The organism is Lutibacter maritimus (assembly GCF_900116115.1).
GTDB classification, from domain to species: Bacteria; Bacteroidota; Bacteroidia; order Flavobacteriales; family Flavobacteriaceae; genus Lutibacter; species Lutibacter maritimus.
This window is the reverse complement of sequence record NZ_FOZP01000005.1, coordinates 98,036-118,685: the sequence shown is the minus strand read 5'-3', so window position 1 is coordinate 118,685 and position 20,650 is coordinate 98,036. Positions and strand designations below refer to the sequence as shown.

General features: G+C 28.4%; 22 protein-coding genes and 1 tRNA gene. 6 read left to right on the top strand and 17 right to left on the bottom strand.

The features are described from left to right. Positions 1–63 precede the first annotated feature (63 nt). From BM335_RS09305 to BM335_RS09275, 7 genes are all read right to left on the bottom strand, one after another. Entirely contained in the window at positions 64–2,226 is a 2,163-nt protein-coding gene (locus BM335_RS09305; protein WP_090225912.1) for a peptidylprolyl isomerase, read from the bottom strand. A gap of 112 nt (positions 2,227–2,338) precedes the next feature. Beyond that, a complete protein-coding gene (locus tag BM335_RS09300; protein ID WP_090225908.1) occupies positions 2,339–3,604 on the bottom strand; it encodes a hemolysin family protein in 1,266 nt (421 codons plus the stop codon). 3 nt (positions 3,605–3,607) lie between these two features. After that, positions 3,608–3,799, bottom strand: a complete 192-nt coding sequence (locus BM335_RS09295; RefSeq protein ID WP_090225904.1) for a hypothetical protein — start codon at positions 3,797–3,799, stop codon at positions 3,608–3,610. Between the two features lie 3 nt (positions 3,800–3,802). Beyond that, complete coding sequence (lptC, locus tag BM335_RS09290) at positions 3,803–4,363, bottom strand: LPS export ABC transporter periplasmic protein LptC (RefSeq protein WP_245780653.1); 561 nt, start codon at positions 4,361–4,363, stop codon at positions 3,803–3,805. A gap of 40 nt (positions 4,364–4,403) precedes the next feature. Continuing rightward, positions 4,404–5,747: a hypothetical protein gene (locus BM335_RS09285; RefSeq protein ID WP_177219186.1), complete on the bottom strand. Its 1,344-nt coding sequence runs from the start codon at positions 5,745–5,747 to the stop codon at positions 4,404–4,406. A gap of 24 nt (positions 5,748–5,771) precedes the next feature. Then, positions 5,772–7,058, bottom strand: coding sequence for a BamG family beta-barrel-assembly machinery protein (locus BM335_RS09280; protein WP_090225894.1), 1,287 nt, complete (start codon positions 7,056–7,058; stop codon positions 5,772–5,774). Continuing rightward, complete coding sequence (locus tag BM335_RS09275; RefSeq protein ID WP_090225891.1) at positions 7,059–7,784, bottom strand: type III pantothenate kinase; 726 nt, start codon at positions 7,782–7,784, stop codon at positions 7,059–7,061. Positions 7,785–7,881: 97 nt separating this feature from the next. Between BM335_RS09275 and BM335_RS09270 the strand changes: the two genes are divergently transcribed. After that, positions 7,882–7,957: transfer RNA gene (locus tag BM335_RS09270), tRNA-Phe, on the top strand. A gap of 101 nt (positions 7,958–8,058) precedes the next feature. On the opposite strand, the gene BM335_RS09265 is transcribed toward BM335_RS09270, so the two are convergent. The 7 genes from BM335_RS09265 to BM335_RS09235 all read right to left on the bottom strand — a co-directional run bounded on the left by BM335_RS09265 (position 8,059) and on the right by BM335_RS09235 (position 14,495). Beyond that, entirely contained in the window at positions 8,059–8,442 is a 384-nt protein-coding gene (locus tag BM335_RS09265; protein WP_090225886.1) for a DNA primase, read from the bottom strand. A 138-nt stretch (positions 8,443–8,580) separates the two neighbouring features. Then, complete coding sequence (locus BM335_RS09260) at positions 8,581–9,546, bottom strand: pseudouridine synthase (RefSeq protein ID WP_090225884.1); 966 nt, start codon at positions 9,544–9,546, stop codon at positions 8,581–8,583. A gap of 59 nt (positions 9,547–9,605) precedes the next feature. Next, positions 9,606–10,541: a geranylgeranylglycerol-phosphate geranylgeranyltransferase gene (locus BM335_RS09255; protein WP_090225880.1), complete on the bottom strand. Its 936-nt coding sequence runs from the start codon at positions 10,539–10,541 to the stop codon at positions 9,606–9,608. 55 nt (positions 10,542–10,596) lie between these two features. After that, the gene (locus BM335_RS09250) at positions 10,597–11,526 is read right to left on the bottom strand and encodes a mevalonate kinase family protein (RefSeq protein WP_090226702.1); all 930 of its coding nucleotides are present in this window, start codon (positions 11,524–11,526) and stop codon (positions 10,597–10,599) included. A 4-nt stretch (positions 11,527–11,530) separates the two neighbouring features. Then, positions 11,531–12,679 (bottom strand): diphosphomevalonate decarboxylase, encoded by a 1,149-nt coding sequence (locus tag BM335_RS09245; RefSeq protein ID WP_090225875.1) that lies wholly within the window; start codon positions 12,677–12,679, stop codon positions 11,531–11,533. A 33-nt stretch (positions 12,680–12,712) separates the two neighbouring features. Next, positions 12,713–13,429: a LytR/AlgR family response regulator transcription factor gene (locus tag BM335_RS09240; RefSeq protein ID WP_090225872.1), complete on the bottom strand. Its 717-nt coding sequence runs from the start codon at positions 13,427–13,429 to the stop codon at positions 12,713–12,715. After that, positions 13,422–14,495 (bottom strand): sensor histidine kinase, encoded by a 1,074-nt coding sequence (locus BM335_RS09235; RefSeq protein ID WP_090225867.1) that lies wholly within the window; start codon positions 14,493–14,495, stop codon positions 13,422–13,424. Before BM335_RS09235 ends, BM335_RS09240 begins: the two co-directional genes overlap by 8 nt. 209 nt (positions 14,496–14,704) lie before the next feature. Between BM335_RS09235 and BM335_RS09230 the strand changes: the two genes are divergently transcribed. From BM335_RS09230 to BM335_RS09220, 3 genes are read left to right on the top strand one after another with little or no spacing between them, the layout of a single operon-like run. Next, the gene (locus BM335_RS09230) at positions 14,705–15,094 is read left to right on the top strand and encodes a MotA/TolQ/ExbB proton channel family protein (RefSeq protein WP_090225863.1); all 390 of its coding nucleotides are present in this window, start codon (positions 14,705–14,707) and stop codon (positions 15,092–15,094) included. A gap of 49 nt (positions 15,095–15,143) precedes the next feature. Next, positions 15,144–15,752: a thiamine diphosphokinase gene (locus tag BM335_RS09225; protein WP_090225859.1), complete on the top strand. Its 609-nt coding sequence runs from the start codon at positions 15,144–15,146 to the stop codon at positions 15,750–15,752. A gap of 7 nt (positions 15,753–15,759) precedes the next feature. Then, on the top strand, positions 15,760–15,996 hold the full coding sequence (locus BM335_RS09220; protein ID WP_090225855.1) for a hypothetical protein: 237 nt from the start codon (positions 15,760–15,762) through the stop codon (positions 15,994–15,996). Positions 15,997–16,053: 57 nt separating this feature from the next. On the opposite strand, the gene BM335_RS09215 is transcribed toward BM335_RS09220, so the two are convergent. After that, on the bottom strand, positions 16,054–17,265 hold the full coding sequence (locus tag BM335_RS09215) for a BaiN/RdsA family NAD(P)/FAD-dependent oxidoreductase (protein ID WP_090225851.1): 1,212 nt from the start codon (positions 17,263–17,265) through the stop codon (positions 16,054–16,056). A 143-nt stretch (positions 17,266–17,408) separates the two neighbouring features. On the opposite strand from BM335_RS09215, the gene BM335_RS09210 reads away from it, so the two are divergent. Continuing rightward, the gene (locus tag BM335_RS09210; protein ID WP_090225846.1) at positions 17,409–17,873 is read left to right on the top strand and encodes a DUF4920 domain-containing protein; all 465 of its coding nucleotides are present in this window, start codon (positions 17,409–17,411) and stop codon (positions 17,871–17,873) included. A 20-nt stretch (positions 17,874–17,893) separates the two neighbouring features. Further along, positions 17,894–18,445, top strand: a complete 552-nt coding sequence (locus BM335_RS09205) for a PepSY-associated TM helix domain-containing protein (RefSeq protein WP_090225843.1) — start codon at positions 17,894–17,896, stop codon at positions 18,443–18,445. On the opposite strand, the gene BM335_RS09200 is transcribed toward BM335_RS09205, so the two are convergent. Beyond that, on the bottom strand, positions 18,440–19,369 hold the full coding sequence (locus BM335_RS09200; protein WP_090225839.1) for a GYDIA family GHMP kinase: 930 nt from the start codon (positions 19,367–19,369) through the stop codon (positions 18,440–18,442). The two genes, BM335_RS09205 and BM335_RS09200, sit on opposite strands and share 6 nt — an antisense overlap. Continuing rightward, complete coding sequence (locus BM335_RS09195; RefSeq protein WP_090225834.1) at positions 19,369–20,646, bottom strand: hydroxymethylglutaryl-CoA reductase, degradative; 1,278 nt, start codon at positions 20,644–20,646, stop codon at positions 19,369–19,371. Before BM335_RS09195 ends, BM335_RS09200 begins: the two co-directional genes overlap by 1 nt. Positions 20,647–20,650 lie beyond the last annotated feature (4 nt).

Sequence of the window (20,650 nt, the reverse complement as noted above, 5' to 3'; positions counted from 1 at the left end):
ATATAAAATAAAAAAGCAGCCAATTGGCTGCTTTTTTATTTTATATAATAGATAATATTTCTATTAAAAGAATTTAGCTCTATTATCAACAATATCAGCTTTATCTTCAAGAACTTGATACAATTGGTAACTTCTTCCTGCTAATTTTGAAATTATTTGCTTACGGAAATTTTCGTAATTTTCTAATTCAACTGGCTCAGTTCTGTTGGTAACTTTTAATTTAAACACACCTTTATCACCTTCAATTAAATCTGAAACCTTATTTAATTCTATCGTTGACATTGCTCCTACAACTCCAGGTTCGTTTCCTACTCCTGAGATTAACGGACTAGCCATTGTTATTGAATTTGCTGTATTTATAGTAACATTAGAGTTTTTTGCAACTTCTTCTAATGTGTTTCCAGTCATTTTCTTTTTAATTAATTCAGCTTTCTTTTTATTAATAAGTTCTGGGCGAATTTGTGCAATTAAATCTGAAGTTATTACAGTTCCATCTTTGTCAGTTTTGTTTTTTAACACAACTACTACATAACCTCTTTTGCCATTTACATCAAAATCAAATCTTTTAGAATCTCCAATTTCTCTTGTTGAATCAAAAGACCAAGTTACAATTTGACGTTGGTTAATTAAACCTGGTAAATTTTCATCTAAAGCTTTTAAATTCATTGCTGAAAGAACTTCATAATCATTTTCTTTAGCTAAATCTGCAATTGCACCACCATCAGCTAATTTAGAAGCTAAAGTTTCTGCTTTTTCAAAAATTGCATTTTCAGTTTCTTCAGATGGTTCAATTATTCTTGAAAAAGTAGCCAATTTAACAGCTTCTTCTGCTTTCTTTTGTTCATCAACACTAATTATGTGGTAACCAAAGGCTGTTTCAACAACACCCATTGTTCCTGCATTATTTTTATAAATAAAGTTTGCAAAATCTTTATCAAATGATTGAGAAAAAGCTTGATCTTTTCTAATCCAACCGATATCACCACCTTTACCTTTTGTACCATCTGTGTTAATTTCATCGGCTACTTCAGCAAATTTAGTTTTGTTTCCTTTTACGATAGAAAATATACTATCAGCAGTTTTTTTAGCTTCTTCTTTTGTTTTTAAAGAAGTTGAGCGTGTTGCTCCTACAAAAGGTATAATTATATGACTAGATTTCACAGAATCAGCAATTTGAATAGTTTCTATTACTTTTGAAATTTTATAGTAACCATTTTCTTTATATGGACCAACAACATTGCCTACTGAGGCTGCGAAAATTTCATCTGCAATTGTTTCTGGAAGCTGATTTTTATATTTATAACCTTCACTCATTGGCAAGTCAGACTTGTTATCATTCATGAATGTTTCATAATGAGTTGCTGCTTTCAATCCGTCAATTTTAACAGTAGCTTTAGCAGCATTACTATACTCTTCTCTGTCATTAATATAACTTTCAACAGTTTTTTTAACTTCTGCATCATCAGCTTCAGAAGGTACAATGTCAAACTTTACATATTCAACAGATCTTGTAGCTTCTGCTTTGTATTTTTTCTTATTGTCTTCTAAATACTTTTTTATTTCTTCTTTTGATACAACTGTTAAACTATCACTAATTGTTGTATAAGGAACAAATACATATTGTGCATCTATTTTAGTGTTTTGAGTTAAATAATCTCTTTTGCCTTCTGCTAAAGATGCTCCTAACCCAGCACTTACTAATGATGTGTATGCTTGACGCTCTAAATTTTGTTTGATGCTTTTTTCTGTAGCCAACCAATTTAACCAAGCTTCTTTATTTCCTGCTTCAGCTTCATCTTTTAAATTAGCAATATATTCTTTCAGTTTTTCTTCATCAAATAAATTTGCTTCATTTTTAAACATTGGTGAATTTTGAACTTCAGGTAATGAAACCATTGCATCCCAAATATCTTTTTCTCCAACTACAATACCAGCTTTTTCAAGTTGATCAGCAAACATTTTTTCACTTACCATTGCATTCCAAACGGCATTTACAGCTTGCATTTGGGTTGCTCTTCCTCCACTTTGTGTTCTATATGCTTCAACTTGTTGAGCAAATTCTTCTCTATCAATTTCATTTCCATTAACTTCACCTATTGAATTAATTTTGCTTGAACTGAAAAAATTTTGAATTGAGCTTGGATCAAGTACAAATGCAAATAACGCTAATCCTACGATAAGGATTAAAAACATTGAACGATCTCTAATTTTTGATAAAATTGCCATTATATTATTTCTTTTATTACAGTTTGCGAAAATACAATTTAGTATTTAATTATGAAAGTTAATTGAATATAATTAACTGGTAAAAAGATGAGATTTTTGTATAATTTTTTAATTAATCGGCTATATCTAAAACTTTCACGTAAACTTCCATAATTTTTGAGGAATCTACCTTTAACATTTTGAAATGAAGATTGTTAATTTTTATAATTTCATCTTGTTTGGGAATGTCTTCGTTATGATATACAATAAAGCCTCCTAAAGTTTCATAAGCCTCATCTTCTTCTATATTTAGGTTGTAGTTTTCATTTAAATAATCTACTTCTAATCGGGCAGAAAATTCAAATTCACGTGCATTAATTTGATTTTCTAACAACTCAACCGTGTCATGTTCATCAATTATTTCACCAAATAATTCTTCTACAATATCTTCAACTGTAATTACGCCTGATGTTCCTCCAAATTCATCTAAAACAACTGACATGCTCCGTTTCTTTTTAATTAAAATGTTTAAAACATTATTAATCATCATGCTTTCTGGCACAAATTCAACTGGTAAAAGAATTGATTTTATATTTTTTGGTTTTTTAAATAATTCAAATGCGTGTGCGTAGCCTAAAATATCATCAAGTGAATCATTATATACCAATATTTTTGAATAACCCGTTTCAATAAATAACTTTTTTAAAGCTGTTATATTTTCTTTAATATCAACGGCTACAATTTCAGTTCTTGGAATCATTATTTCGCGTGCTTTAACAGTATCAAACTCTAAAGCATTTTGAAATATTTGAATTTCAGAATCTACATCATCGTAATCATTTGCATGTTCTAGTTGTGTAGAAATATATAAACCTAACTCTTCTTTACTAAATTCTGTTTGTTGAATATCTTTTGCCGAATTGAAAAATATTTTTAAAAAAAAGTCGGAAATTACAGTAATAAAATTGGATATATAATGAAATATGATGTAGAAAAAATAAGTGATTGGCGCAAAAAACACTAATGTTTCATTAGCGTAAATTCTGAAAATTGCTTTGGGTAAAAATTCAGCAGTTACTAAAATTATTAGCGTTGAAATTAATGTTTGTAAAATTAATGTTGAAATTTCATTGAAATAATTTTGGGGTAAAAATCGCATTAAAAAATCACCCATAAAAAAGCTATATACAACTAAGGCAATATTATTACCAACTAACATTGTTGTAATAAATTTTGATGACTTGGCTGTAAGTTTAGCTAGTATTTTTGAGGTAAAACTTTCTTTCTTTTTTTCTAATTCTACTTGAAATTTATTTGCCGAGACAAAGGCTATTTCCATTCCTGAAAAAAAAGCTGAAAGCAACATTGAAATTAATATTACTAAAATATCAAATGCCATTTATTATTTATTTCTATTTTGAATTCGTTTTCGAAATCTTCTTTTAAAAAAATACATAAAAATTGCTACTACAGCAAATAAAAGCATTAAATAGGCTTTTTCTCTATCTATATTCCAATGCAAAACAGTTTCAACTATAAAAACTATAGCAATTACTAAATAACCGTACTCAAATATTTTCCAAGTTTTATTCATTTTTTAGTCTTTAACTTCAATAACTCCTCTTAAATTTTTAATCCAACGTTGTTTAAGGTCTTCTGTAGATTCAAAACCAGTACCATAAACTGTATCCGTTAATGTGTAAAATACAAAACTTTTTTCTGTAAAAAAGTAGTGTGTTTTTTGATCCCAATAAATTTCTTCTGTAGTAAGCTTTGTTTTTTCTTTATGATTTATAATAACTACATTATTTCTTAATTCAGACACTTGCGTTAATCTATAATTTCTTGCATAATCACCTTCAATTGTAACTGAATCTTTATTTTTATCAATAGTAGTAATTATAATTCCTTCAGGGAACTCTGAATATGGGTGTGCTTTTCTATTATCAAAATCTAACATTACAGGCGCTTTCATTTTCACATCAATTCTACCAGAATCAGTATGTTTATGATCAATATTGTATGATTCACCTATAGGTAAATTTTTATCTGCCAAAAAATCACGCACTTCTTTAGCGTCATTTTTACATGAAAAAAACATTGCCATAGTTAAAACTACAGCAATGTTTCTAATATTTTTTATAACTGATTTTGTCATTCAACAAATATAATCAAATATAGTATTTGAAGATAATTTATTAAGGAACTCTTACAGTTTCATTAATCCAACAGTTAATTTTAAAAGATGTTCCTGATTTTACACCTGCAACAAATAAATCTTTTGTAGTAGGAATATTCTCTGAATAACTTGCAATATATTTATTTGCATAACCTCCAATACTTGGATCTACTGCTTTGGCTTTGTAAGCCATATTTAAAGCTGCAACATACACCATTCTTTTAGAAACCACATCATCTCCACAAGAGTTTGCACTTGTTGCGTACATATTTGCAATTAATAAATAGGCTTTCCCCATAGTTGGCGCATAATCTAACGCTTTGTAACAGTAACTTCTTGCTTCACTTTTTCTACCTTGTTTGCTTAAAATTCTTGCAACTTTATATAAATTGTTTGCTTTTTTATAGGAATCTGTTTCTTGGTCAATGGCTTTTTTAAAGTATTCCATTGCTTTATTAGTTTCTCCTCTATCCATTAAAATATCAGCGTAGAAAACCGAGGCTGTTGGAGATGGATCTGCGTGAACATACGCTTCAACTAACTTTGGATAAAAAGGATCAGATGTACATTCTTTAATAAACATTCTAGAAACAGCTCTCTTTAACCATTCAGCATTTGTTTTGTTTTCTTCAAAATACTTTTTATTTAATGGTATTAAGTTTTCACAAGTTGAAATTTCAGATAATTTAGCATCCAATCCAGTTTCTACTAAAGATAGATTAGTTAAAACTTGTTGATAAGCAGCTCTGTTCTTCACATCTTTTGAACTTATTTTAGTAGAGTCTTTTGCGTTTATGATATCAATTTTTTTAGTGTATTCTTCTCTTTTTAACTCAAGACCTTCACTAACTTCATCATAAGTATCAAAAACTTTTTGAGCATCTGTATCTTTGTGTCTATTTAAAATTATATCAAAATATTTATAAATATTTCTTGCATTAACAGCAGTTACATCTGCTTTAAATGCTTTTTCAATCCACTCAAAAACTTCATCATCAGAAGCACCTTGGTCAGCTTTAAAACTTGCTATATCATTATAAACATCGGCTACATCATCAGGGTAGTGTTGTAATCTTTGCGTATAAACTCTCATAACTAAGTCTCTTGCCGCTGGCTTATCAGCTTCTGCAGCATTTTCTAATCTGTGTTCAGCAATTTTAATACCCATCTTATAAATATTCACTGATAATGTAGGGCAATTGTCCATACACCATAACCAGTTTTCATAAGCTGCATCATATTTTTTTGAACTGTAATCTCCTTTAAAAAGATTGTATTTTATATAACAATCATTATTATCTTCCTGAGAAAACACAACCGATACTGAAACTACTAAAAATAGTACTGTTAAAATTTGTTTCATTTTTTTCATCTTCTTGTCCTTTTATTAAAATATTTCTAATTTTCTAAACCACTTATCATTAAGGGAAAGGCTTAATCTAAAGTTTATATAATTTTCTTTAACTAATCCGTTTGAAATTTCTCCTCTTTTTCCAAACTCTAAACCTATATTTAAATTTGATAATTGGTTACTTACTGGTAAACCTATACCAAAAGATATGCCAAAATCATCAATTGCTGTAAAATTACTACCATTTCCTGAACCATCAACAAGCAGTCCGGTTTTCTCAAACTTAACCCCACCTCTGTATGTAACTCTTTCCCAGTAACTTGTAATTGAATTGTACTTTGGAGTGAAATAGCCTCCTAATGAAATTTTGTTTGAATTATCATATTTTATTTTAGAATAATTACTAAAAATATCTCCATCTAATTCAAGTGCTTTTTGAAAACTATAATCTAAACCTGCATACCATTTATTTTCTTTTCCAATTCCAACTCCCAATGAACTTTTTATAGGATATTTCATAACACCCTTGCTTTGAGCATTTAAAATTGTATCTTTTGGTGTTTCGTAAGTACCAATAGATACAGAATACAAATACTCATTTCCTTCAGATTTAATTTCATTTTCTAAATTGAAATTTCCTCCAAGGTGCAAATTTAATTTATTTTTTAATTCTTTCTTATATTGAAAACCTGTATTTAACGAAAAACTATTAACATTTGCAATTGTTTGATATTTTGTAGCTAGAGTTACATCTTTGATTTGATTAATAACACTGTTATCTATTTTACCAAAAAGATAATTTCCTTGTAAACCAATGCTAAACCCTTTAAAAACTTCCAAACCAAACCCTAAGAATACTTTATTTGTTCCTCCTTCACCATTGTATAATGTAATTTCTTCTAATTCATCACCAGATGAGTAAACATTTGAAGTTAATGAATACCCTACAGAAGAATTTGGTAACAACCCAAAGGTTAAACCTCCTTTTTCACCCAAAGGTATTCCTAATGCTAAATATGACAAATATGTTGTTGCTGCTCTTTGTTTATCTAAGCCATCATCTGCCCAAATATTTTTATTTTCAAGAGCCAGTGCATACGTTGTAAAGTTTAATGATGAATTTGCTGCTGGGTTTGATAAGTTTAGATGAAAACTATCATCTAATGAAACTCCAATACCCCCCATACTTAATTGTTCTACAGTACTTGAACTATTTATATCACCAATACCAAAAAAAGAATATGCTGAAGTGTTATTTTTTTGTGCAAAACTACCAATTGTTATAAATAGAGTTGTAAATACTACTATTATTTTTTTTACCATTTATTTTAAATTATAGGTCAAAATTGAGTTCAATCCTTCTAATAAGAAATTAGAATTGGCAAATATGCTATTTTTTAATTTATTTGACAAGAATTTAACGTCACCACCTGTTAAAACTACTGTTAAATCTTCATTTTTATTTTTATACATTTTAATTATTGAGTCAATTTCACCTAAAATGCCAAAAGCTATTCCGGAATGAATACTTTTTTCGGTAGAATCACCGATTAATTCCACATCAAAATCTGGTTCTAAAAGTGGTAATTTCTTTGTAAACTTATTTAATGATTTGTATCTTATTTTAATTCCTGGCGAAATTGCACCTCCGGAATAATTAGCATTTGCATCTACAAAATCATAAGTAATACAAGTTCCTGCATCAATAACTAACACATTTGTTTTAGGAAATTGCGATACAGCTGCTGCTACTAAACCAATTCTATCCACTCCAAGTGTTTTAGGAGTACTATATTTGTTTAAAAAAGGGATTTTAGTACTAGAATTTAGCTCAATAAGTGTAATTTTTTCTTTTATTTTATTTATTTCTTGAATTTTTATTGCTCCTACCGAAGAAATAATTGCGTGCTTACAATTAAACTTGTCAATACAATTTAAAACTACTTTTACAAAATTATCAGCCGTAAATGCTTCATTATAAATTAATTTGCTTTTATTAAAAACAGCTAATTTAATTCTTGTATTTCCGCAATCAATAATTAAGTTCATATATTTTTTTAAGAAGTATCAAAAATACAACAGATTTTTTAAAAATTGTTTTGATTTGTCTAAAAAATACATTTATATTTGCAACCGCTAACGCGATGGTGCCTTAGCTCAGTTGGTAGAGCAAAGGACTGAAAATCCTTGTGTCCCTGGTTCGATTCCTGGAGGCACCACCATAAAAACCCAAACTTTTGTTTGGGTTTTTTCTTTTATAAGAATCTACAAATAAAAAAAGCTATTGAAAAATCAATAGCTTTTTTTATTCTTTTAAATTTATTTAATCTTCGTCATCATCTTCAGTATCTTCATCAATATCATCAGTTTCATCAATATCATCATCTTCATCATCAATTTCTAAATCTGGGTCATCAATTTTAATATCTAAATCAGAATTATCTATTTTAATATCTAAATCATCACTGATAATCACATCTTCTTCATCTTCATCTTCATATCTATCCATTGAATCTACTAATTCATCACTAATTTTCACTAGATAAATAGTATCATCTGTTCGCACTTCAACTGCTTCTACATATTGTCCTTTTGGATTCGTAAACTTAATAACGTCACGAATTCCATAACCATCAGGAAATTTTTCAACCAATAAATTAAGAATTTCTGGTGTTAATTTTTTATAATCTACTATTATCCTATTCAAAACAAATTACTTATAAATTAGACGTATTTAATGAATTTATTTTTAAAAAATCATTCATCATTTTTTCAAATATATAAAAATATTTCAATTGAAAAATAAAATTTACAATAACAAATTATTTTTTTTACTACTGTTTATTTATAGCATTTTTAATGTATTAACTTCCATTTCTGTTAAATGCCTCCAGTGCCCCCTTGGCAAGTCCTTTTTGGTTAAACCTGCAAACAAAACTCTATCTAATTTAACAACATTATAATTAAAATGCTCAAATATTTTACGAACAATTCTATTTCTACCTGAATGTATTTTTACACCAATTTCAGTTTTTGGCTCATTATGAATATAAGAAATTTCATCAACAAGTACCCTTCTATCTTCCATCATAAATCCTTCAGCAATTTTTTGAAGGTCGGCCATTGTTAATTTTTTATCTAACGACGCGTGGTATAATTTTTGAATTCCTGATTTTGGATGTGTTAATTTTTTTGCCATTTCACCATCATTTGTAAATAACAACAATCCTGTAGTGTTTCTGTCTAACCTTCCAACTGGGTAAATACGTTCTTTTGATGCGTTTGCAATTAATTCCATAACAGTTTTACGCCCTCTATCATCATCCATTGTTGTAATAAAGTTTTTAGGCTTGTTTAAAAGTACGTAACGTTTTTTTTCTGGATTAATAAGTGACCCGTCAAATTTTACTTCATCAGTAGGTTGCACTTTATAACCCATTTCAGTTACAATTTTACCATTAACCATTGCGCTACCAGCGTTTATAAAAACATCTGCTTCTCTTCTTGAACAAATTCCGGCATTTGCAATGTATTTATTTAAACGAATTCCGTCACTATCATTACTTTTAGAAGTTGATGCAACTTTAGGTTTATCTGTTGATCTATCCGTGAATTTTCTTTTTGAATCAAATTTCTTTTTTGAGAAATTTTGAGCACCTCTTTTATCATCTGTTTCAGAAGATTTTCTAAATGTTTTAGATTTTGAACTATCTGAATATTTTCTGGTAGCTCCAGTTTTATTGGTTGAAGATTTTTGAGGACCTTTTTTCCCTTGGTGTCGTCCTCCCGACGAGTTTTTACTTGAATTCATTATTTTCTATTTTTTGCAAAAGTAGATTTAATTATTTTACTTCTTCAAAAATAACACAGTTATTTTAATAAAATTCTTTCTAAAATTATAGAGTAATCAATTAATGCTAAACTACATACACCTGCAACAATTAAAAATTTAATTAATAAATGAAGTAATATGTAATTACGTTTGTTTTTAGCAAACCACAGCAATACTATAAAACCAACTAACACAATTACAGTTGCATAAAAATAGTATTTCATCCCTCCTATTTCAGGATATTTCAACAAAAAATATATAGGATTCAATGTTAAAAAACTTAAAAAAGTAATTAATATTTTTGCAAACTTTTCACCATATTTAACTGGAATGGTTTGATAATTCTGTGTAAAATCTCCTTTAATTTTTTCTAAATCTTTAATTAATTCTCTTATCAATAAAATGAAAAATAAAAAAGCTGCGTGTGTAAATATTATTTCAGAAAAGTTTTTATAGTACACAAAAATGGCAAAAAATGGCAATATGGCTAAAATTGCTGCGGAAAATAGCCCAGTTAGTGGATACTTTTTTAATTTATGAGAGTACAGCCAAATTAGAAAAATATATACTGAAAAAAACAAAGCCGCTCTCCATGAAACTAAAAAACCAAAACAAACTCCTAAAAAATTCAATAAAAAGTAAATTCTTAATTTTATTTTTTGACTAACAATTCCGTCAATTTTAGATTTTATGGGTTTGTTTATTTTATCTGCATCAGAATCGTAAAAATTATTGATAATATATCCTGATGCAATTACGCACATAGTTGCCAAAACTATAAAGTACAAATCTAAATCTAACAAAACATGGCTTAAAGATTTCTCAGGAGAAAAAATAAACAACGATGCTAAATACTGTGCAACAACAATTAACAAAATGTTGTAACCACGTACCACCGAGAATAAACTCAGTATTTTAATATAAAGAGGTACATTCTTTTTAGAATTATTTTTTGCAATTTCTAGTAAATCCATGAGCAATCAATAAAATTTAATGCCATTAAACTTTATTTGTATTTTAGGTATAAAATTAAAATCTATAAACTAATTCTAGCTTATAATCTTTTAAAATTTCTTGCGTTTTTTTAAAATTTTTGGTAAACCCTAAAATATAACCTCCACCACCTGATCCGCATAATTTCAAGTAGTAATCATTAGAATCAATTCCTTGTTGCCAGATAGTATGAAATGGCTGCGGAATCATTGGTTTAAAATTATCAAAAGCAACTTTAGATAGTTGTTTTACATTACCAAATAACGATTTTACATTTCCGTGCAAAAAATCATCAATACAAGCATCGGTATATTTTGCAAAATCTTCATTTAACATTTTTCTGAAACCTTCATTTTTCATTTTATTCATAAAAATGTTAATCATCGGTTCTGTTTCACCAACAATTTCAGAATCTAACAAAAATACAGCACCTCTTCCTTTTTTTTGTGAAGGAATTCCAGTAGCTTCTAAATTATCTTTTGAATTGATTAAAATTGGCAAACTTAAGTATGAATTTAAAGGATCTAAACCAGAACTTTTCCCGTGAAAAAAGGATTCCATTAAAGAAAAGGTTTCTTTTAATGTTAACAATTTATCACGTGTTAAATTTTCTAAAACCGTAATTTTATTGTTAGCATATTTATCATAAATAGAAGCAACTAAAGCGCCCGAACTACCAACTCCATAACCTTGCGGAATACTAGAATCAAAATACATACCTTCATCAATATCGGTTTTAAACTCATCAAATCTAAAATTAATTAAGTCCTTATTTTCTAAGTTAATTAAGTAATTATAAAATCTTTGTAGATTGAAATTTGATTTTTGAGAAGCCTCAGAATGTTCTTCAGATTTTTTTAAAGCTCCCTGATACGTGTTGTACGGAATCGCCAAACCTTTGGAATCTTTTATGATTCCATATTCTCCAAAAAGTAAAATTTTCGCGTAAAAAAGCGGTCCTTTCATATGTTTAAATATTGGATAATCGTTTTGCCCCAAGTCCAATTCTATCGCAAATATAATGATTTTCTTGACAAAATTGAATTAACTCGTTTATTATAAAATTATTAACATTTTCTTTTTCAGCTTCCGGAAACAATACATGAACGTTTGCGCCAGCATCTAAGGTAAAGCAAATATTGCTTTTTGTTACTGCTCTGTACGCCCAAATTTTATTAATTATTTTTAAGGTATTTGGCTTCATTAAAATAAAATATGGATTGCTTGTCATCATCATTGCGTGTAAACTTAGCGCTTCACTTTCCACAATTTCAACAAACTTTTTTAAATTACCATTTTCAAGCACTTCACTTATTTTTGAGATATTATCATTGGCTTGTTGAAAACGTTGTTGCGCAAAAGGATGATTGTACATTAATTGATGTCCAACGGTACTTGAAACCTGTTTTTCGCCTTCATCAACCAACAAAATAGTATCGTGATAATTTTTAAAATTTTCGTGAACTTTATACGGGAATTTTACGCCAAATAAGTTTGAACTTCCTTCAATTTTTGGATGATTTCCCCAAACAATCAACTCACCTTCAATACTTCTACAAGCACTTCCAGATCCTAAACGCGCTAAAAATGAAGCTTTTTTATTAAAATATTCTTCTGAAATACTTGGATTTAATTCTTTTTCTAAACTCATTACACACAAAGCCAATGCGCTCATTCCACTTGCTGAAGAGGCAATTCCACTGCTATGAGGAAAAGAATTTCTAGATTTTATTACAAAATCATACGCTTTTAAAAAAGGAACATATTGAACTATTCTTTCAAAGAATTTTTGAATTTTTGGTTTAAAATCATCTTTCTTTTCTTCTTCAAAATAAATTTCAAAATTAAATGAATTCACGTCATGCTGAACTTGTTTCAGCATCTCATTATGTGAACCTGAAACAAGTTCAGATTGACGATTCTTCAACTTATACTCCAAAGTGGTTAACGTAAAGCAAGCATCTAAAGTAAAACTTATAGAAGTATTTTCAGGCAATTGAGGTTCTTGCTTTCCCCAATATTTAACCAACGCAATATTACTTGGCGTTTTCCAAGTTACGCTTCCATTAGAAGCTTTTGATGTTTCAAAATTTGATAAAATAAAGTCGGTTTCAGTCAAAATATAAATTTTGAGCAAATATAATTGTTTTGTTTAAACATTTTCTAATCTGGCAAGTACATCTTTTTTGTAACTACGGCTAATTGGCAATGCTTTTTTGTTTACTTCAATAAATTCGTTAGTAAATGAGTTTATTTTTGCAATGCAAACTATAAATGATCTATGAATTCTTAAAAAATTTGTTTTGGGTAATTTTGCTTCAATGCTTGTAATGGTTTCACGAGTTATTATTATTTTATCATCTAAATGAAACTTTAAATAATCACTAAAACTTTCAATATAATTAATTTCCGAAAAATTAATCTTCATCATTTTTCTATCAGCACGCACAAAAATAAAATCAACTTTTTCTTGTTGAATTTCTAATGACGAATTAACAACCTCAACATTGCTTTCACCTATATATTTATTCACAGCTTGCAATAATCGTTCAAACGAAATGGGTTTTAATAAATAATCTACAGCTTGTAAATTAAAACCATCAATTGCATATTCTCTGTATGCAGTTGTAAATATTACTTTAATATTTTTATTGATTGATTTTGCAAATGAAAGTCCAGATATTTCTGGCATATTAATGTCTAAAAAAATTAAATCTATTTGGTTTGAATTAATTTGATTAAAGGCTTCAATTGCATTTTTACACGTTGCAATTACATTTACAGCATCAACTTTTTGCAAATGACTTTCTAAAATTTCACGCGCAACTGGCTCATCATCAACTATAATACAATTTACTATTTTATGCATTTTTAAATTGTTTTAAATTACTAATTGTCAATTTTACTTTAAAACAATTAGCTGTTTGATTGGTTTTTAAACCATGAGAATTTGTATACAACATTTCCAATCGCTTGGCAATATTCTCTAAACCAATTCCATTACTTATTTTATTTTCTTTAAATGATGTGTTTTCAATTTCAAAAAATAACTCATCTTCAACAGCTTTAATTAGAATTGAAATTTTTAAACTTCCATTAATAATATCTCCGTGCTTAAAAGCATTTTCAACAAAAGGAATTAAAAGCATTGGAGCTATTTGAATCGTATTATTTGCAACATCAATTTTAGTTTCTACTTCCAACGTATCATGAAATCGCATTTTTTCAAGCGAAACATAATCTAATAAATGATTGATTTCATCCATTAATAAAACTTGAGGCTTTTCAATTTGATATAAAATATAATCTAACAAATTTGATAATTTTAAAATCATTTCTGGCGCTTCATCTTTCTTTTTTAAAGCAAAACCATAAATGGTATTTAACGAGTTAAATAAAAAATGAGGATGGATTTGCATTTTTAAAAACCGAAGCTCCTGATCTTTTATTTGCAATTGGGTTTGTAGTATCTTGTTTTTTAAATTTTCATTATTAACAATTGATTTATAATTATGCATTATTAAACTAAATGAAACTATTATTAATACCACAAAATAAACGCCTAAAATTATAAACGGTAATGTTTTGGTTAATGGAACAGCTGTTCCCATATCTTTATAACCTTGTGAATAAACCAACCCATATAAAATGGATAAAATAATAATATATACAGAAAGTATAAAAGTGTAAATACTATATAAAATAAAATATATATACTTTTTAGTTAGTAAGTATTTTGGAATTAAATAATAAATTAAAAAGTAACTAATTAAAATAGTAACCGGCATTAAAAACCCCGAAAATAAATTTACATATTTAACATTAGAACTTCCATAACCTAAAAAATAGGCATAAAAATAATATACAACTACCCAAAATAGTACATGGCTAATTACTGGAAAAATATATTTAAAAATAATATTCTTGGTATTCATAAAGTGCAAAATGCAAATAATGTTAAAGTTAAATTTATTTTATCGATAGAAATAGAAAAATGAACCTCATTTTACCAATTTTCAACTTTAAAATGCAAAATTCTGAATGAATCAGTTGATTATCGTAACTTTTTGGTCAATTATCGCATTAAAAATTAATAAATTAGTTTACAACTTACTTTTGGCATATAATTTTAAAAAATCATACTATGTTATTAGCACTACAAACCATTAAACCCTTAGTTGGAAATCCTTTTATTGCAAGATTAAATGAAGGCGGACCACTTTTTATGTACACAACTCTATTTTTATTAATTGTTATTTTAGCATTATTAATAACAGGTTTTGTAAAACCAACCACCCGCGAAAAAATAATTACTTTAGTAAGTTCTATAAGTTTATTTGCATTAGTTTGGGGATTTTTAGGTCAAATGATTGGCTTAATTGAAGCTTTTGATGCTATTCAAGCTATGGGTGATATTTCTCCAGCATTGTTGGCAGGAGGATTAAAAGTTGCCATTCTTTCTCCGTTATTTGGAATGTTCGTTTTCTTAATAGCCAGAGTTGGAATTATTATTTTAAATATCTTAAAAAAGTAATTATTTAAATATATAAAATTGTTTGCCTTTTTAGTTATTTTTACACAATATGAAAGCTAAAAAGGCATTTATTTTACTAAACGGCGCTGAACCTTCCAAATTTCCGGAGTTATCATCGTACGATATTATTTGCGCTATTGATGGCGCTTATAACCATTTTAAAAAAAATAATATTATTCCCGATTTGGTTACTGGTGATTTTGATTCTATCCAAGCAATTCCAACTTCTGTAGAAGTGATTAAAACACCTGACCAAGATTATACCGATTTTGATAAAGCTTTAATGATATTACACGAACGTGGTTATACAAATATTGATGTTTACGGTGGAAGCGGCAAAGAACACGATCATTTTTTAGGAAACATTAGTACAGCTTTACAATGGATAAACACATTAAACATTTGTTTTTTTGATGATTTTGGTACTTATTTTTTTATTGAAGAAAGTATAGAGCTTACCAATTTATTAGGCAGAAATATTTCTTTAATTCCATTTCCTATTGCAAAAAAAATTTACACAAAAGGATTATTATACCCACTTGAAAATAAAGATTTAGTTTTCGGAAAACGCATTGGCACAAGAAATAAAGTTAGTGAAAATACAGTTGTAATTTCATATACAGGCGGTAGTTTATTAATTTATATAAGCAATAAATAATAATATTTTGAATAGAAAACTAAAACTTATTTGGGATTTTAAAGGCCCTGATTCGTTAAAAATAGCAGAACATCATTGTATACATTTAAAAGAATTTGCCTTAATTGAAAAATTACATTTTTATGAAATTGATTTTACAATAATTTCTGAAATACACACCATTGCCTTTATTCTTGTTGATGAAATTGATATGAAAACCTATAGAGATGCTTTGAAACCTCACAGAGGGCAATTGGCAAAATAATTATTTCATAAAAACCAAGATTATGAAACAAGTTAAAAATGACAATACCAACAAATTTTAATTCCCAACCGAATTAGCCACAATCCATGCGCTTGTCCAAGCATTTTGAAAATTAAAACCACCTGTAACAGCATCAATATTTAATACTTCACCTGCAAAAAATAAATTGGAGTGCAGCTTACTTTCAAAGCGTTTAAAATTTATTTCTTTTAAATCTACACCTCCAGCAGTTACAAATTCATCTTTAAAAGTACTTTTGCCATTTACTTTAAAAACACATTGTGTTAGCTGTTTTGCTAAACTTTCTAATTGTTTATTGGTTAATTGTGCCCATTGCAAAGTTTCAGAAATTCCAGCTGCAACCACAAATTTTTCCCACAATCGTTTAGAAATATCTTCAAAAACGGATCGTAAAATAATTTGCTTTTTTGAGTTTTGTTGTTTTTCTGACTTTAAAATCTCTAAAACCGATTCTTGTTTTTTAGCCAACCAATTTACTTCAATTTCAAAATTGTACCCTTTTTCAAACAATTCCAATGCTCCCCAAGCCGATAACTTTAAAATTCCAGGACCGCTTAAACCCCAATGCGTTATTAATAAAGGTCCTTCTTCTGCTAATTTTGAATTCAACACTTTTACAGTAGCTTTTGGAACCGAAATGCCAGGTATATCTTTTAATCTATTATCTTCAATATTAAATGTAAATAATGATGGCACAGGCTTTTCAAGTGTATGCCCTAATTTTTCAACCATATTCCAAACTTTAGTATTACTACCACTTGCAATTAACAAATAATCCGCAATAATTTCTTCAGAATTTGTTCTAACCACAAATTGTTCCCCATTTTTTTCAATACCATCAACTCTTGCACTTATTTTTAAAATAACACCTGCATTTTTAGCACTTTCTAAAAAACAATCTATAATAGTTTGAGACGAATTACTTTCAGGAAAAATACGATTATCATCTTCAATTTTTAACGAAACACCTCTGTTCTCAAACCATTCCATAGTGTCACCTGTCATAAATTGATGAAATGGACCACGTAATTCTTTTCCTCCGCGCGGATAAAATTCAATCAACTCATTTGGCGTAAAACAAGCGTGCGTGACATTGCAACGTCCACCACCGCTTACTTTTACTTTTTGCAGCACTTTAGTACTTCCTTCTAAAATAATAACTTCTATATCCGAATTTATTTCTGCTGCATTTATAGCTGCAAAATAACCAGCAGCTCCACCTCCAATAATTATAATTTTTTTTGCCATAATAAATGCAAAAATAGCATATTATCATGTAAATTCTTAAATATTATGGTGCTTAAGCAAATTTAAAAAACACCAACATTGATAATTTAAATTTAAGTATATTTACACTTCAATTTTAAACAACTTAAATTAAATTATTTTATATGAAAAGATTCGTTTTATTTTTATTGCTTTCGGTAGTGTTCATTTTTAATTCACATTCTCAAGAAGGTGTAAAATATGGCAAAAAACTTGTATTAAAAGAAAAAACTCAAATTTCTGAATTATTTAAAAATCCAAAAAAATATGTTGGTAAAACCGTACAAGTTGAAGGGTTAATAGTTAAAGTTTGTGAAAAAAGAGGTTGTTGGATTGATATAGTTAGTGATAAAGAATTTGAAAAAATTAGATTAAAAGTTGATGATGGTGTAATTGTTTTTCCAATGGAGGAAAAAGGAAAAAAAATTATAGCTGAAGGTGTTTTTGAAGCTCTTGTATACACCAAAGAAGATTTAATTGAACAAGGTGAGCATATGGCAAAAGAATATGGAACAAAGTTTGATCCAAAAACTATAACCAAAGGTAAAACTGAATATAGATTAAAAGGACTTGGAGCCGTAGTTAACTAAATGAACCTAACTTTTTATTAATGCACTGGAGAAAATTACTACGTGTATTGCATAGAGATATTGGCTATATTGCCGCAGGCTTAACCATTATTTATGCAATTTCTGGCATAGCTGTAAACCATATTCAAGACTGGAATCCTAATTACAAAATTGAAAAATCAACTATAATTTTAGATTCTTTGCCAAAAAACGCCACAAAAGATGAAATTGTAGTATACGTTTTAAAAGCTATTAATGAAAAAGGCGAAGTAAAAAACACCTACAGATCTTCTCCTAATGAATTGGAAATTTTTGTTGAAGGCAATACCATTTTAGTTAATTATCTTACCAAAGAAGTAAAACAAGAAAAAGTTAATTCAAGATTTTTTTTAAAGGAAACCAACGACTTACATTTAAACAAACCGAAAGGATTATGGACTTATATTGCTGATATATTTGCAGTTGCTCTCCTATTTTTAGCAATTTCAGGTTTATTTTTGATTAAAGGGAAAAACGGAATTAAAGGCAGAGGGTGGTGGCTTACGCTTATTGGCTTTGGAATTCCTTTGTTATTTTGGCTTTATTATTTATAAAATTAAATCTTGATACGGAATTACCGTTTGAAATCCTTTTTGATTAAAATATTTTAAAGAATCTTGGTTTCCGGTAGCTAAAATAAAATCACCTCCCCAAGCGCCCAAACTTTTTGTTTGTCCAAAATAATCTGAAAAATAAATTTCCTGAACAGTTTTTAGCTGTATAGTTTTTGAAACAATTTGCTCGTGTTCTATCAATAATTTTTCAAAATCAATTAAATTATCACAAGTTATAAAAGCTTCTGTTAATTGAGAAATTTGCTCAGTTTCTAAAGTTAAATTACCGCTTAATTGCTTAAATCTTTTTATACCTTCTCTGCTATTTTGTTTTTTATTTAAATATACAAAATACAATTGTTGTTTAAAATTTGGATTAAAATTAACTTTTTCTACAATTGGATTAGTTTGATTTCTAGTATATAAAATGGGCGTATCATTTTGTGCACAAGCAATATCGTACCCACTTCCACCAAATGTTTTTTCTAATAATTGATACGGATTTGCTTTTGCCCAATTTGCCAAATTATTTATTAAAGTTGATGACGTTCCTAATCCCCAATTTTTTGGAAACGTTAGGTTTGTTTTTACTAAAAACCCTTGTTTAGTATTTAAAAAACTTGGATTTAGTTTTCTTACTTGTAGTAATATTTCAAATAAATCTTCAGCAACACTACCAGTTCCCCCATCTTTTTTATCATCATACGTTGCATTTGTTAATCTTAATTTTGGCAAATCAAAAATAGCTTGTAACCAGCATTCTCCTATATTTGTATAACTTTCCCATATTAATTCGTGTTGGTTAATTGGTTCTACAATTAAATCTTGTCCGCAAGTTGTTGGCACTGCTAAAGATTTTGCGCCATCTAATATAAAATATTCACCTGTTAGTAATAATTTTCCGTTGCTGTAAAATTCTTTCATTATTTCTCTCCAATCAATTTATTATACGCCTCAACAACTGCATTATGCGTAATTGTTTTATGTTCAAAATAATTAATTAAATATTCTTTTTCTTCATCACTGGCACCCAACTGCTTAATAATATTAGTTAAGTGCATTTTCATATGTCCTTTTTGAATTCCTGTAGTTGTTAAAGCTCTTAGCGCTGCAAAATTTTGTGCCAAACCAGCCACAGCTATAATTTGCATTAATTCTTTTGCTGATGGATTATCTAACATTTTTAAAGATAATTTAGATAACGGATGTAATTTTGTTAAACCGCCAACAGTTCCTAAAGCTAAAGGAATTTCAATCCAAAATTTAAAAATTCCATTTTCAATTGTTGCATTAGTTAAACTTTTATAACGTCCACTTTTTGCTGCATAGGCGTGTGCACCAGCTTCAATAGCTCTAAAATCGTTACCTGTTGCAATTACAACGGCATCAATTCCGTTCATAATTCCTTTATTGTGGGTTACAGCTCTGTGTGGTTCAGCATTTGCAATTGCAACTGCTTGTACAAATTTTTGAGCAAACAATTCCGAATTTTCAGCATACAATTCTTCTACTTTACAACTAACTTCTGCGTGTACCAAACATTCAGGCACGTAGTTAGATAAAATACTCATTACTATTTGAATGTCTTCTTTTTCAAACTCACTAGCAATCGCTTCTAAACAAGAATTGATAAAATTTGCGCCCATACTATCAGCCGTTTCAAAAGTAACGTGTAACTGATAATAATTTTTCAACGCTGCAGTTTTATCGCGCAATTCAATGTCCAATATTCCACCACCACGTTTTTTCATATTTTCTGTAATGGCTTCTGTAACTTTAAATAAATTTTCTTTTTTTGAAGCAAAATAATGTTCAAGTTCAGCCTTATCACCTTCATACATAAAATGTATTTGTCCAATTTTTACAGTTGAAATTACTTCGGCTTTAAATCCGCCTCGCGTACTCCAAAACTTTGCAACTAATGAAGCTGCCGCCACAACCGAACTTTCTTCAATTGCCATTGGAATGGTATAATCTTTACCATTTATAACAAAATTTGGTGCAATTCCAAAAGGCAAATAAAAATTGGAAATGGTGTTTTCTATAAAATCATCATGTAAATCTTGAAGCAAGGGATTTGAATTCCAATATTGCAATAAAACCTGTTTAACTTTAGTTTCATTATTAAAATACGTTGAAACTAGCCAATCTATTTTTTCAAGTTTATTCAGTTTAGAAAAACCGTTTACAATTTTCGACATTTTA